This is a genomic window from Candidatus Borkfalkia ceftriaxoniphila (assembly GCF_004134775.1).
Lineage (GTDB): Bacteria > Bacillota > Clostridia > Christensenellales > Borkfalkiaceae > Borkfalkia > Borkfalkia ceftriaxoniphila.
Genome location: NZ_SDOZ01000002.1, coordinates 1,806,880 through 1,821,548 on the forward strand (window position 1 = coordinate 1,806,880; position 14,669 = coordinate 1,821,548).

The 14,669-nt window shown below is 52.6% G+C and carries 10 protein-coding genes; 7 read left to right on the forward strand and 3 right to left on the reverse strand.

What is annotated here, in order from left to right; all coding sequences use genetic code 11:
* The first annotated feature begins 88 nt into the window (after positions 1 to 88).
* The 4 genes from ESZ91_RS08110 to ESZ91_RS08125 all read left to right on the forward strand — a co-directional run bounded on the left by ESZ91_RS08110 (position 89) and on the right by ESZ91_RS08125 (position 4,909).
* Complete coding sequence (locus ESZ91_RS08110) at positions 89 to 1,090, forward strand: LacI family DNA-binding transcriptional regulator (protein ID WP_129225969.1); 1,002 nt, start codon at positions 89 to 91, stop codon at positions 1,088 to 1,090.
* 63 nt (positions 1,091 to 1,153) lie between these two features.
* Positions 1,154 to 2,668, forward strand: a complete 1,515-nt coding sequence (gene xylB, locus ESZ91_RS08115) for a xylulokinase (RefSeq protein WP_129225971.1) — start codon at positions 1,154 to 1,156, stop codon at positions 2,666 to 2,668.
* Positions 2,662 to 4,119 carry an L-fucose/L-arabinose isomerase family protein gene (locus ESZ91_RS08120; protein ID WP_129225973.1) on the forward strand — a complete coding sequence of 486 codons (1,458 nt, stop codon included), beginning with the start codon at positions 2,662 to 2,664 and terminating at the stop codon, positions 4,117 to 4,119. Before xylB ends, ESZ91_RS08120 begins: the two co-directional genes overlap by 7 nt.
* Before the next feature lie 31 nt (positions 4,120 to 4,150).
* The gene (locus ESZ91_RS08125) at positions 4,151 to 4,909 is read left to right on the forward strand and encodes a nucleotidyltransferase domain-containing protein (protein WP_129225975.1); all 759 of its coding nucleotides are present in this window, start codon (positions 4,151 to 4,153) and stop codon (positions 4,907 to 4,909) included.
* Positions 4,910 to 4,938: 29 nt separating this feature from the next.
* Here the strand turns inward: ESZ91_RS08125 and ESZ91_RS08130 are convergent, their stop codons facing one another.
* From ESZ91_RS08130 to ESZ91_RS08140, 3 genes are all read right to left on the reverse strand, one after another.
* Entirely contained in the window at positions 4,939 to 5,658 is a 720-nt protein-coding gene (locus tag ESZ91_RS08130) for an SIMPL domain-containing protein (protein ID WP_129225977.1), read from the reverse strand.
* Positions 5,659 to 5,814: 156 nt separating this feature from the next.
* Complete coding sequence (locus ESZ91_RS08135; protein ID WP_129225978.1) at positions 5,815 to 7,917, reverse strand: alpha-L-rhamnosidase-related protein; 2,103 nt, start codon at positions 7,915 to 7,917, stop codon at positions 5,815 to 5,817.
* An 18-nt stretch (positions 7,918 to 7,935) separates the two neighbouring features.
* Entirely contained in the window at positions 7,936 to 8,997 is a 1,062-nt protein-coding gene (locus ESZ91_RS08140; RefSeq protein WP_129225982.1) for a family 43 glycosylhydrolase, read from the reverse strand.
* Positions 8,998 to 9,230: 233 nt separating this feature from the next.
* Between ESZ91_RS08140 and ESZ91_RS08145 the strand changes: the two genes are divergently transcribed.
* Genes ESZ91_RS08145 through ESZ91_RS08155 form a run of 3 tightly spaced genes read left to right on the forward strand, consistent with a single transcriptional unit; the run spans position 9,231 to position 14,654 of the window.
* Entirely contained in the window at positions 9,231 to 11,147 is a 1,917-nt protein-coding gene (locus ESZ91_RS08145; protein ID WP_129225985.1) for a sugar-binding protein, read from the forward strand.
* An 8-nt stretch (positions 11,148 to 11,155) separates the two neighbouring features.
* On the forward strand, positions 11,156 to 12,928 hold the full coding sequence (locus ESZ91_RS08150) for a sugar-binding protein (RefSeq protein ID WP_129225988.1): 1,773 nt from the start codon (positions 11,156 to 11,158) through the stop codon (positions 12,926 to 12,928).
* A 13-nt stretch (positions 12,929 to 12,941) separates the two neighbouring features.
* Positions 12,942 to 14,654: a DOMON domain-containing protein gene (locus ESZ91_RS08155; RefSeq protein WP_129225991.1), complete on the forward strand. Its 1,713-nt coding sequence runs from the start codon at positions 12,942 to 12,944 to the stop codon at positions 14,652 to 14,654.
* Positions 14,655 to 14,669: the final 15 nt, after the last annotated feature.

Consider the following 14,669-nt stretch of genomic DNA (forward strand, 5'->3'; position numbering starts at 1 on the left):
CTTTTTTTATAAAAATCTTGACAAGCGCGGCGGCGCGTGATATAATCGGATCAACAAAGATCGTGCACGTGCACGCAAGGAAGATATAATGACGCTGAAAGAAATTGCCGAACGGGCGGGCGTATCCCGCGGCACCGTCGACCGCGTGATGAAAAACCGCGGCGGTGTCAATCCGGAAACGGAAAAGAGGGTGCGCCGCATCGTCGAGGAAAGCGGTTACACCCCGAACCGCGCGGGCGTGGCGCTGGTGCGCAGCAAACGGCCCATGGTCGTGGGTGTGATCACCAACTCCATAGGCAATCCTTTTTTCGAAGAGGTGTACCGCGGCGTGGAAGAGGCGCTCGGGGAATACCGCGATTACGGCTTTTCCGTTTTGCGCCGCGAGATCAAGGGGTACGACGTGGAGGAACAGATTTCTGCCATGCGTTCGCTCTTCGATCAGGTAGACGGGCTCGTGTTCACGCCCATCGACGATGCGAAGATCGCGCGGGAGATCGGCGTCTATGCGGCTGCGGGAAAGCCCGCCGTCACCGTCACGGCGGACGTGGAGGGGAGCGACCGCGTGCTGTACGTGGGGTGCGACTATTACAAGAGCGGTCAGACGGCGGCAAAAATCACTGCGCTCGCCACGGGCGGACAAGGAGAAGTCGCGATCGTCACGGGCTCGTTCAAGATGCTCGGGCATAACGACCGCGTGCGCGGCTTCCGCTCGGTTTTAAAAGATACGGATCTGCGCGTTGCGGAAATTCTGGAATGTAACGACGACGACAAAACCGCGTACGAAAAGACGGCGCGTCTTCTGAAAAACCGTCCTGCGCTCTGCGCCGTCTACGTCGCCGCGGCGGGCGTTGCGGGCACGGTCGAGGCGGTCGCGGAAAGCGGCGTACCGCTCTTTATCATCGCCAACGATCTCATTCCCGCCACGCGCGAATACGTGCGGCAGGGGAGGGTGCTTGCCACCATCGACCAACAGCCCGCGCGGCAAGGTTACGCGGCGCTCAAAAATATGTTCGATATCCTGCTCGGCGAGCGTCCCGCAAACGAGCGCTTTTATACCGATCTGGCGATCCGTATGCAGTATAATATTTGAGTTTTCCCCGTAGTACGGGGCAATTTTCGTAGATGACCGTGCACGTGCACGAAAGGAGTAACAATGCAATATTTGATCGGCAGCGACGTGGGAACGTCGGGCACGAAAACGGTGCTGTTCGACGAAACGGGAAAGATCGTCGAAACGGCGTTTCGGGAATATCCGCTCTATCAGATCAAGAGCGGCTGGGCGGAACAGGATCCGAGGGACTGGGCGGAAGCCGTCCTTGCGACCGTCCGCGAGGTGTTGGAAAAATCGGGGATCGCGCCCGACAAGGTCAAAGGCGTCGGGCTATCGGGGCAGATGCACGGGCTCGTTCTGCTCGACAAAGCGTGCCGCGTTCTCAGGAAAAGCATTATCTGGTGCGATCAGCGCACGCAGGCTGAATGCGACGAGATCACGGAAATCGTCGGCAAAGAACGGCTGACGGAGATCACCGCCAATCCCGCGATCACGGGCTTTACCGCCTCGAAAATACGCTGGGTGCAAAAAAACGAGCCCGAAATATGGGCAAAGACCGCGCATATCCTTCTTCCCAAAGATTACGTGCGCTTTGTGTTGACGGGCGAATTCATCACCGACGTTTCCGATGCGAGCGGTATGCAGTTGATGGATATCGCGGGGCGTTGTTATTCCGACGAGGTGCTCGAAAAGTTACATATCGAACGCCGTTTCCTGCCGCGCATCGTGGAAAGCGCGGAGTGCGGCGGAAGGGTCTGTGCTGCCGCCGCGGCAGTTTGCGGGCTGAAAGAGGGGACCGCGGTCGCGGGCAGCGCGGGCGACCAGGCGGCTGCCGCCATCGGCAACGGCATCGTGGAGAGCGGTATCGTGAGTTGCAACATCGGCACGAGCGGCGTCGTCTTTGCGCATACGGAAACGCCCCGTGCGGATGCGAAAGGGCGCGTGCACACCTTCTGTCACGCGGTGCGGGGCAAATGGCACGTGATGGGCGTCACGCAGGGCGCGGGGCTGTCCATGAAATGGTTCAAAGATCATTTTTACGCCGAACGGGCGAAAGAGACGGACGACATTTATGCGATCGTGAACGCCGACATAGCGTCGGTTCCCGTCGGATGCGAGGGGCTTTTGTACCTTCCGTATCTGATGGGCGAGCGTACGCCCCATCTCGACGCGGACGCGAAAGGGGTGTTTTTCGGCATTACGCCCCGCCACACGAGAGCGCATTTCGCGCGCGCGGTCATGGAGGGAGTGAGTTTTTCCCTTCTGGACTGTCTGCAAATCTTGCGGGAAATGGGCAATTCGCCGCGCGAGATTCGTATCGGCGGCGGCGGCGCGAAGAGCGCGCTGTGGAAACAGATGATCGCCGACGTATTCGGCTGCGAGACGGTCGCCACCAATTCGGGCGAGGCGGGCGCGCTGGGCGCGGCGATCCTTGCGGGCGTCGCCGCGGGCGTCTATCAAAACGTGGAGACCGCCTGCCGCAACATGATACGCATTACCGAACGCTTTTCGCCCGACCCCGAAAAAACGCGCGAATATCGGAAATTCTATCGGATTTATTGCGGATTGTATCCCGCTTTGAAAAATAATTTTAAGGAGTTGCAAGAATTATGTTAAAACTGCCCGAAATCAAGGTCGGCATCGTCGCGGTTTCGCGCGACTGTTTTCCCGTCACTCTCTCCAAAGAGAGAAAAGAACGCGTCGTCAAAGAATACGGCAAAGGGCTGTATAACTGTTCCGTCGTCGTGGAAAACGAAAAGGACGTGCTCGCCGCGCTCGAAGAACTGAAAAGGGCGGAGGTCAACGCGCTCGTTGTCTATCTGGGCAATTTCGGCCCCGAAGCGCCCGAAACCATGCTCGCGCAGAAATTCGGCGGACCCGTCATGTTCGCCGCCGCTACGGAAGAGAGCAAAGAAGACCTCGTGCAGGGCAGGGGCGACGCCTACTGCGGCATGCTCAACGCGAGTTACAATCTCAATCTCCGAGGGATCCGCGCCTACATACCCGAATATCCCGTCGGCACCGCGTCGGAAGTCGCCGCGATGATACGCGATTTTTCAAAGATCGCCCGCGCGATCGTGGGCGTCAAAAAACTGAAAGTATTTTCCTTCGGACCCCGCCCCAAAGACTTTTTCGCTTGCAACGCGCCCATCAAGGCGCTGTACGATCTGGGCGTGGAGATCGAGGAGAACAGCGAACTCGACCTGTTCGAGGCGTTTCACGCGCATAAGGACGATAAGCGCATTCCTGCGCTCGTTGCGGAAATGGAAGGGGAACTCGGCGAGGGCAACTGTTATCCCGGTATCCTTCCCAAACTCGCGCAGTACGAGATCACGCTGCTCGATTGGTACGAAAGCCATCTCGGCGCGAGCGAGTTCGGCGTGTTCGCGAACAAGTGCTGGCCCGCGTTCCAGACGCAGTTCGGCTTCGTTCCCTGTTACGTGAACGGCAGGCTCGCCGCGCGCGGCATTCCCGTCGCCTGCGAAACGGATATTTACGGCGCGCTCACCGAGTTTATTCTCGAATGCGTGTCCGATGCGCCCGCAATGCTCCTCGATATCAATAACACCGTGCCCGCAGACCTTGCGAAGGAAGTCGAAAATTACCGCATCACCGACCTGTTTATGGGATTCCACTGCGGAAACGGCAGCCCTTGTCTGCTGAAAAAACCCAAAATGAAATATCAACTCATCATGAAACGCTCTTTGGAACCCGACGGCGAGCCCGATATTACGCGCGGCACGCTGGAAGGGGAGATCGCCGACGGCAAAGTTACGCTTTTCCGCTTGCAGAGCGGCGCGGATACCCGCCTGAAAGCGTACGTCGCGGAGGGCGAAGTGCTCGATCTGCCCACGCATACGTTCGGTACGGTGGGCGTGTTCGCAGTGCATGAAATGGGGCGCTTTTACCGCCACGTGCTCATAGAAAACAACTTCCCGCACCACGCGGGCGTGGCGCGCGGCAACGTCGGTAAAGCGCTGTTCGAAGTCTTGAAACTTCTCGGCGTCGCAAACGTAGGTACGCCCCGCCCAGCAAACTGCCTGTATCCCGACGAAAATCCCTTTTGACAAACGGCGTCGCTTGTGATATAATGCAGATATGCAGAGCATAACCCGAGAGATCGAACGAAAACTGAAAGAGATCGAAGAGAAAGAGAACGTCACCGTCATCATGGCCGTCGAATCGGGCAGCCGCGCCTGGGGCTTCGCCTCCAAGGACAGCGACTACGACGTCCGCTTTCTCTACGTGCGCAGCAGGGAAGATTATCTGAAACTGCAACCGCCGCGCGACGTCATCGAATGGCAGCTCGACGAGGTGCTCGACATCAACGGCTGGGATATCCGCAAGGCGCTCGTATTGCTCTATAAATCCAACCCGACGCTGTTCGAATGGTGCAATTCTCCCATCGTCTATCGCACGAGCCGCAAGTTTGACGATTTCCGCGCGCTCGCGCTGCGTTATTTTTCACCCAAAGCCGCGCTCTATCACTATTGGAGCACTGCGTACGGGGTGAAGAAAAACTTTTTGCAGGGCGAAACGGTGCGCATGAAAAAGTATCTTTACGCATTGAGGCCGCTGCTCGCCTGCCGCTGGATCATCGATAAAAATCTGCCGCCGCCCATACTGTTCGATACGCTTGTCAAAGAGGAGTTGCCCGAGCCGCTTATCCGCGAGGTGGACGCATTGCTGCAAAAGAAAAAAGAGGGCATGGAAACGAGTATGATCGCCCGCGTGCCCGCCCTGCAGGAATATATCGAAAGTTCGCTCGAGGAAATCCGTCTCGCGGCGGGAGATAGCGTTTCAGATTCCCCCGTCTGGGACGAACTCGACGCATATTTTCTCGGTCTGTTTGAATAAAGAGCCGCCCTTTGGGCGGCTCTTTTCTGTTATCGGTTCGCAGCGGGTTCCTGCGGTTCGTTCTTGTTTTCGGGGAGTTTTTGTTCGTGTTCTTTTTTGGGAAAAGTTGCGAATACCGCGCGCACGCTGGCGGTGTACGTCACGCCGTTGTCGTATTTACCGTCGCCGCAGTCGCGGAAGGTGGGGTAACAGGAAATTTCCTCCACTTTCACGAGTTCGCCGCTCGCGCCGAGCGCCGCGGCTTTCGCCTTTGCGTTTTCCACCGCAAGTTGCAAAGCGCGCAGTTTGAGCGCAGAATCGTCCTTCATGCGGTAGCAGACGCCGTCCAGACGATTCACACCCGCAGATGCGAGTTTTTCGCGGATCTCGTTCATGTTGTCCGTCTTATCGGTCGTAAAAGTGAGATAGCGCGTTGCGGTATAGCCGTTGCTCTCGTACATGGGATATACGCCGTAATGATTTTCGCAAACTTCGCCGTAGGGCTTGAAAATTTCCCGCGCCTTTGCGAGAATTTCGCCGCTCTTTTTTTCGGCGTCCGCCATGTCGTTGCCGATCGCCTCGATGCTGCCGCTGATGACGCATTCGTCCGCTTCGCCCTGTACGTCGGCGCAACCCATGACGATCAGATGCGCGTTGTCGATGCCTGCCGTCGTTTCCGTCGTATCGGCGAACGCGCATACGCTGCCCGCACATATGAGCGATGTCAAGCCGATGACGGCCGTCAGCAAAACGATTTTACTTTTTTTCATTGGGGAAAACCTCCTTAACGGTTATTTTCTCCTAATTTGCCTCATTTTTCCAATTTTATGTGTTTTGCCGAAAAATTATAGTTGCGCAGTCAAAAAGCCCGAACCGAACATCTTTGAAAAGGTGTAACGTTTCAGGCTTTTTTTATTTGTATGCGATCATAGGGAAAGGCCGTCGGAGGCTCTATACGCATGAATCAGAATATATGCGAGGTATCCGGAAAAACCGTGATTGCAACTGGCGATCGTAGTCAGGTTTTCCCATAACGTTCCCGTGCTTTGCGCCATGGGCAGATAATATTTTTTTGCTTCGTTCAATACGGTCGCGTATTCCTTTTGCCTTAAAAAGTAGTCCATTCTCAACAAACGACCGATAAACGCATTGGAAGGGTACACGTAAGGATAAACCTTTTCGGGATCCCTGTTTGAAAAATATTTTAACATGGTTTCGTATAAAACGGGGTAGTCTTCTCTTTGCGCAATACCTGTCCAAAAAGCGTAGTACTGGCATGTTTCGCTGATATTGTTTGTCAGAATCAGATCGTGATTTCGGTCGCGCAAAGCCTGGTCTACAAAAAATTCGCCGTTATATGACATGGCGCAGATGGTTTTCTGCATTTTTTTATGTCTTATCGAAAATTCTTCGTCGCCGTAGAGTTCGGCGGCGCTCTGCAGTGCGAGCGCATACATCATATTACTTGGGAAATTCACGCCGCCGACAAATTCGTTCGCTTTGCTCCATTCCAGAAACACCCAACTTTCCAAATTTTCCAAAAGTCCGTACTCGTTGAGATAGCAATCTAGAAAGCGGATGATACCGTATACTTTATCTCTGCATTGCTCCACGAATTCACGATCGCCCGTGCGGGCAAGGAAATCCTTGAGTTCGACGATGAACCACATCGCCCAGTTGGGGATATAGACGCCGTCTATATGGTCGGCGGGGTAACACATCGGCACCATGCCTTTGCCGAAAGAAAATTCGGGGGCAAGCAGGTAAGATTGCAGAAAATTCTTTTCTACGCGGTTTTCGCCCGTTAAAAATTTTTCGGCGCGGGCGGTAAAATAACTGTCGCATAGCCAGCCTGCGCGTTCTCGGGAGGGACAGTCGGTCAGAACGTCAACGGCGTTTTGCCGAAAAGTCGCGCGGGCGGCGCCGATCACTTTCATCAGATCCCCGTCTTCGCAAGTAAAATCCAACGAATCGTCAGGGTTTTCGTAAGTCACCATGCCAAAATCATTGATTTCGGCCGCGCCTTCCAACACAACGGCGCGGACATACTTTGCGGTGTAGGGGGCAAACGATGTAACGGAGTAGTTTCCCTTTTCGAAAACGTATTTGATCGCATTGCAGCATTGCAGTCGGTTGATATCGATAAACAGCCCTTCGCCGTCTTTGGGAGTCGCGATCTCGTCAAAAAGAAAGTAGAGCGTCGTTTTTGTGAAAACATTCACGCAAAAACGAAAGAATCCGGAAGTATTTTGCCCAAGGTCGTAAGCGACGTATCTGTTGGAAGTCAGGCGATGCTCCCGATCGCTGTCGGGTCGGCATACGATTTTTCCCGCTTCCGCGCTGAGGACCTCTTCCAGAATATTTTCGTCAAAGCGCAAAAATCCATCGACGCAAGTTTCGCCTGTGAGGGAACGGTCGCGGTAGATCGGACGGTTTTCGTCCGTAAATGCCCTCCCTTGCTCGTATGCCTTGCCCGTCACAAAATGGTAATCGGGTTCGGAAAGAGAATTTTCGGGCAAAAGGGTATTGCCGTTTATTTCCGAAAGGGCAACCACAGGGAAATTACAAGGCAAGCCGCGCAAAAGGTTTTCTCTGTCGGAAGTTATGCGGTAACTTTCCGTAAAGGTGCGCTGAAAACTGTAACGCTGCACCTTTTGCAGGCGGTCTGTAACATGAAACGCTTTAAAATCGAGCGAATTTGCGATGATTTGCCCCGAAGAAAGGATCTCCGCGGCAAAAAAAGGCTGTTCGTTTACGCGGTCGTAAGAATTGATCTGCGCGCCGCATACGAGAACCGCAGCCGCGATGCGGCCGTTTTCGTCGGGGACGAGCGGATATGTCCGTATATGCGAATAACCGTGCGCGCTGCGCATGGGACCGTAGGCAAGAAACTTTCCGTTCACGAATACCTGGTATTCGTTGGATGCGGCGAGTTTCAGGCGCAGTGAAGTTTCGCTTTTTGCTGTGTATACGAAAGCGAGGGTAATATTTTTTTCTTTCAGCAATTGCTTGCACCAGACTTGCTGCATGGCACGCTCCCTTATAATTTAAACTGTTTCAAACGCATCGATGCGCCATTCGAAAGCCCACTCGATATACGGATCGCCGTTTTTATCGAATCGGACGGGGAGCCAGACATACTTGGCTTCGCTCGTGTTTTCATCGGAAAACGTCGACAGATCGGCATTCGCAGCGATCTTCGGCGCCGTTTCGTCAAAAAGCCCGTGGAAAACTTTTTGAATATCAGGCATTTGCGGAGAAAGATCTGTCAGCCAGCGGTCGCCGAGGGCGATATAAAGGTCTTTTTTATACGGATGACGGAATACGGACGAAAACTGCGCGTGAAAAGAATTGTTTGCGGTATCGTTTCGGCAAGCATTCCCGAGCGTAACCCAGCGGCCGTGAAGTTCTTTGATCTCGTCAAAACGGGAAGGGTTGGGAAAATATCCTGTCGTTCCCGACGTCAGCAAAAATTTTCTGCCCCCGCGCTGAAAGAATGCGGGCGCTTCTCTGACGAAGGGCGGGCATTTTTCTTTCATATGCTCGGAATATTCGTCTGTTAACGAAGTAAAATCTTCGGTCAGCGTCTGGCAGATCATGGAAGTGTGCGGGTTTTCGTACACGACGTATCCTTTTCCGTCTTCCTCGATCAAATCAAAATCTCCCGCGTGAAAAGGCGGTAAGTTGATTTCGTGTAAAAAACGAAACGGCTTTTTTATATCGTCGCTGATACATACGGAAAAGGCGGCGCCGTCAAAACTTCCCCGCGCCGTTTTCGCCCACATTACGTACATTCCGGTTTTTTTGTTGAATATGATGTGCGGCCTGTCCATGATATGTGCGGGATAAAAAGGATTATTCTCGTCAGCGCTTTCCGGCATGATCAACCCTTCGTCTTTCCAGTTATATAGATCTTTCGAAGAATATAATTTTACCCCGTGATGCCAATAGCGGCAGGCGGTACCCGTTGCCCTGCCCGTAATTCCCTCTTTATTTTCCCCGTACCAATAAAAGGTATCGTTCGCAAACAGAATCGACCCTCCGTGCGCCTGGATCGGCTTTCCGTCCGTATCGTACCAGGTTTTACCGGGGCGAAAACAAGAATACATAATCTGCTCCTAAGGTTTTTATTTGTATTGTAACATATTTGGTTTATTCTGTCAATATGCGCTTAGGGTATAACGTTATACTGCCGAAAAGTTTCAAAAACGCATCAAAGACAGCCAATATTTGGTATAACGTTTTACCGCTTTTTAGTATTGACGAACCAAATGTTGTATGATATAGTACAAACGAATTTGAGGCGGGAAGCAGAAAATCCGCATCGAAAGGAGGGGTTTTTTTGAAAAAAATATTGTGTTGTTTTCTGGTACTGCTCATGCTGTTTTCGGTCGCGGCATGCGCGCAGCGGGATGATTCGGGCGGTGACGATAACAAACCGCCTGTCGTCGATCCTGGCGGCGATAGCGAGGGGTTTATTCCGCGTAAAAAGCAGGAAATGCCCGTTGCGAAAATCGTGGATACAGACAACGATTACGGCGCCGATAGCGGTTGGGCGGGCGATGCTTATGCGTCTTTGGACCTGGGCAGCGTGTATTTGCAGGACGTCATAAACGATACCGTCTACGATTGGGGACACAGCGTTATCTATGAGGACGGTACATATAAGATGTGGTGGGTCCGTCCTGCCATTTACGATTCCATATACTATGCGGAGAGCAAAGATCTGAAAAACTGGACGAACGTCCAACGGGTCATCTGCCTTTCTCCCAATTCTACAAACGTTAAAAAATACGATAATATCAAGGGCATGATCGGCAAACCTTCCGTGTTGCATGTCGACGGAACGTATTATATGTATTTTGAAGCGCCCGCCTCGGAAGATCCCGACATTACGCAAACGGTGCTCGAATGGGATAACCAAGTCTTGCTTGCAACTTCTTCCGACGGGATCGAGTGGGAATTTTATTGCGACGAAAACGGCGAGCCGATCCCCGTCATCGCGATGCCCGAAGAGTTGATGGGCAATACGAACGATAAAGAATACGGGGCGGGACAACCTTCGGCGTTCTATAAAGACGGCAAATTTTACGTGACGTATTGTTACGTGATCTATTCGCAGAATATAGCGGAAATTCGCGTTGCGAGTTCTGAGGACGGTAAAACGTTCGGTGACGTATCGACGCATAGGAAGATCTCGGGCGGCAACGGGTACGGCGTTACTTACAATACGAAAACCGAGAAATACATGATGGCCACGCCCGAAAAGATCTATGAAAGCGATACTTTGGATTTCAATTCCGCAAAATCTTATACTTACTATACATACGATACCTCTTCCGTGCAGACGGGTTTTTGCGAGTTTGTGAAAAATCCTTCCGGGCTGGTGGATACCGAAACTTTCTATACCATTCATTTACAGGGCGCGAAATCCACGACGGGCGACTGGCGCGGCGAGCATAAAACGTGGGACGGGCACATTCATGCCGTAAATCCTTGCGAATACGAAAACAGGCCGCTCACGCTTCCGAACGGCGGCAAGGCAACGGAAAAAAATATACAGGAATATCGGGACAGAACGCAGGTGTATTCCAGACCGACGGCGGATGCGATCTATGTGGCGGACAACGCGATCGCGATCGACGGAGAGAAGGATGAGGCGTATACAGGCGCGACAAAGATCGAGGTCACGCGTCCCGTCTACGAATGGGGCAGCACGTTTACGGACAGTTGGGCGGAAATATACGTGGCTTGGAACGAAGAATTTTTGTACGTATACGGTCAGGTATACGACAAAACCGTCGATAACAGTTACGCGATTTCGAGTATGTTGGATACGTATATGCGGGACAGCGTCGACGTGTTCGTAGACGTGCCGAACGATCATACGGGGACGGAAGTTCCGTATACGCTGGATCAGTATATCATTTGCACGGGCTCCAACAATACCGATTTTATCATCAAGAGCGGCGGCGAGAAGTCAAACGACATCACCGATGAATTCGGAGTCGTTTCCGCACCGCGCCATCGCGTCCGCAAAACCGATTACGGTTATTCTTTCGAGTTTCGTGTCGAATGGTACGAGTTCATCGCGGACCGCATCGAAGAAAATAAATGTATCGGCATGGATTTTCAGATCAACGATTGCATGGGCGGAAAAGTCGGCAGGGAAGCGCTGCAGAGTTGGAGCGACAATACGGGGAACGCATTCCGTTATCTGGACGTGATGGGAGACGTGTATCTGATTAAAGCGAAATAGGAGGGGGAATGAAAAAAGGTATAAAAGCAGTCCTGCTGTTGCTGGTGATCGCATTGCTGGCAGGCATGACGGCGTGCGCGCCTCCCGAGCCGGATAAGGACGGCGAAAAAGATGAGACGTTGGCGGAAAATTACGATTTCGGCGACCCGTCGGGTTGGTCGGGCAACAGCATGGCCGTCACAGATCTCGGGGATTGTCTCTTGGACGCCTATCCTTACGACGATAAATACGATTGGGGGCAGAGCATTCTGTGGGATGAAGAAACGCAGTCGTATCAAATGTGGTGGTGCAGAAATTCCGGTTACGATACCATCTGGTATGCGGAAAGCAAAGATCTGAAACACTGGACGAACGCGCAGAAATTGATGACGGTCGAGCAGGATACGACTTGGATCAAGATGCACGTGGGCAAACCCTCCGTTCTGAAAGTAGACGGGCAGTATATCATGTATTTCGAGGCGCCCGCGACTTTGCTCGATTACGAGTTCGACAATAACGTTTTGATGGCGCGATCGGAGGACGGTATTCACTGGGAAATGTATGAGGGCGATGCCGGCGAGCCGTATCCCGTGATCCGCATGACCGATGAACAGATGGCCGCCAGCATGGCGCAGTATCAAGCGCAAGGGAACGGCTATTACGGGATCGGGCAGCCTTCGGCTCTATATCATGACGGGAAATACTACGTATATTGCACCTATTCCTTGGAGCAGGGCGATCGGATGTATGTATTCACCTCGGACGACGGGATCCATTTTTCCGAAGGGCAGAGGGTATTCGACCGCGCCAACTGCGGCGTAAAGTTCAATACGCTGACGCAGAAATTCATGATGGCTTACGAATATACGCAGAACGGCGTTTCGCGCGTGTATTATATGGAATCGGACGACGGGATCGAATTTACCTATGCGGGGCTTTCGGATGCAGGCAAAAATACGGATATACTCAGTACGGGCGGCGGATTCGTTCGCTGTTATCCCGATTTTATATCCGACGGGCACGGCAATGTAAATACCCATACCTTTTACGTCGCTTACATGGAAGGAACGATGGCGGATTCGGGGCAGGACTGGCGGCAATACAGCAATACATGGGATATTCATATTGCGGCCGTCAATCCGAAAGAGTTCGGCAACCGTACGCAGGTATTGCCTGACGGTCACGTCGTCACGCAAAATACGATCGCCCCGTACAGGGAAACGCACAAGGAGTATGCGGATCTGCTGTGCGGCATTCATAAACTGAACGGCGGACCGAAGGTAGACGGCACGTGCGACGATCTGTACGGCGTTTCGGAAACTTTTTCCGTTTCGCGGGCGGTATCCGATTACCGCGCGGTACCGAATGATACAACGGCAAATTTCCGCATGGGGTATACCGAGCAGGCGCTCTATATCTTTATAGAAGTGAAAGATTCTTTCATGCACGAAAGCGACAGCGTCTTTTGCCTGATCGACGAAAAACGTTATGCGGAAGAACTTTCTCAAGTGACAAATATCGAATTGCAGAGAAACGGCGCGGTGACCGTTTCGGACGGGGACGGGAATCCGCTTTCTAACGCGGAAGTCGTCGTAAAGGATTCGGCGCAGGGATATACGGCGGAGATCAGAATGCAATGGCGTATACGCACGTCCTTCGCGCAATACGAAGGGTTCGGGTTCGATTGCTATGTGTTCGATAACCGTGATAGCAAAGATTTCAAATCGTTGATCGCATGGAACGATTGTCACGCTTCTTACGATTATCGCAAGGCGGGCGAAATGTATTTTATGGATAAATAAGGAGGAGGAAATTATGAAAAAATTATGGACGGCATTGCTGTCGGCAATATTGTGCTGTAGTCTGGCATTCGGTGCGGTGAGCGTCTGCGCGGAAACGGGCGGGGATACAAACGTCATTCCCGTCTTGACAACGGAGATCACGCAAGCGGATTGGGATTCCGCCGAAAAATATGAGATGACCGCAGTGAGCGAAGGAACTTCCGGCGCAACGGGTACGGTCAGTTTTCTCGCGACGGGAACGCGCCTGTATTTTTTGATGCAGGTGCAGGACGCGACGAAATTCGATTCCGACCGCCCCGATTACACGATCACGATCGGCGGCAAGACGGCGAGCGCGCGCGGCAAATTCTGGGATTCGCCTTCAGGCGCTCCCTGGATGGCGGACAGGAATACAGATTTCGGGCAGCCGATCAAGATGAGTTCTGTCTATACCGACGGCGTGTACAATTTGGAAGTGGGGTTTGACATCGGAAAGGAATTATTCGTAACGGGAGCGCATATTCAAGTGGATATATCTGCCGCCGATGCGCAAACAGCAGAAAACGAATGGGCGGATAATTATACTTCGTACCCGCACGCGATCCGTTTTGCGGATACTCTGTATTTGGGAGAATATTCGGAGAAAGATCCCGTTGCTCCGAATCCCGACCCCGATCCTGAGCCCGACCCCGATCCTGAGCCGACGCCCGGGCCCGACAATGAAGATCTGCAGATTGTAGTCACCGACCTTGTTTCGCAGCCGAAAGAAGCGGATTGGGAGAATGCTACTGCCTACGAAATGCTGCCGAACAACGGCAATCTCAGCGGTGCGACGGGCACGGTGAAAGTGTTTACCGCCGCAAAGAATATTTATTTCCGCATGGAAGTAAACGATCCCACGACGTGTTTCAACAAAGACGGCATTTACGTATATCTTGGGACCGAAGATTGTTATCTGGAAACGCGCGGCAATTATGATTTATGGCTGAATCACATTCATAACGATCTGGGAAGCCCTTCGCTCCTCGCTATGTCTACGACGGCGGAGGATAAGACCGGCTACGGTGAGGGCAAATATACGTTCGATTACGGATTTTATATTCCCGACGCCTATGAACCAGGCGCGACTATCCGCCTATGCGTAAAACATCGCGATTCGCGCAGCAGTTCTGAAGCCTGGGCAGATAACGATTATAAACATACCATTTATTTCGATCAGATTCTGACTTTCGGCGAAGCGGCGGATACCACGATTCGCCCGCAGGAACCGACGGAAGGTTTTACGGCATCCGTCAAAGATATTTCCTACAATAAAGCGAGCGCCGTATGGAACGAATTCGAGGGGGCGGAAACATACAAATTTTACGTTTACGCCGTAAACGCTGCGGGCGCGGAAGAGCCGTACACGCATCTTTCCGTCGAGGGACCTGTGTACGCGGGCAGCGCGTCTTATGCGGAAGAATTTTTGGGGCTTTCCGCAACGACGGAATATGCGATCCAAATCGTAGCGTATGACAACGACGACAACGTGATAGGATATTCGCAACTCGCCAAATTCAAGACGATTAGCAGGGAAGAGGCGCTCAATCCAGGCGGCGATAAAGACGATACGGATAAAGACGATCCGAACAAAGACGATACGGAGAAAGGCTGCGGTTCCTATTTGTTCGGAGGATCCGTTGCCATAGCGGTTTTGTCGATAGGCGGCGCGGTGTTTATGCTTGCAATAAAACGTCGTAAAGAATAATACGATAAGCAAAAC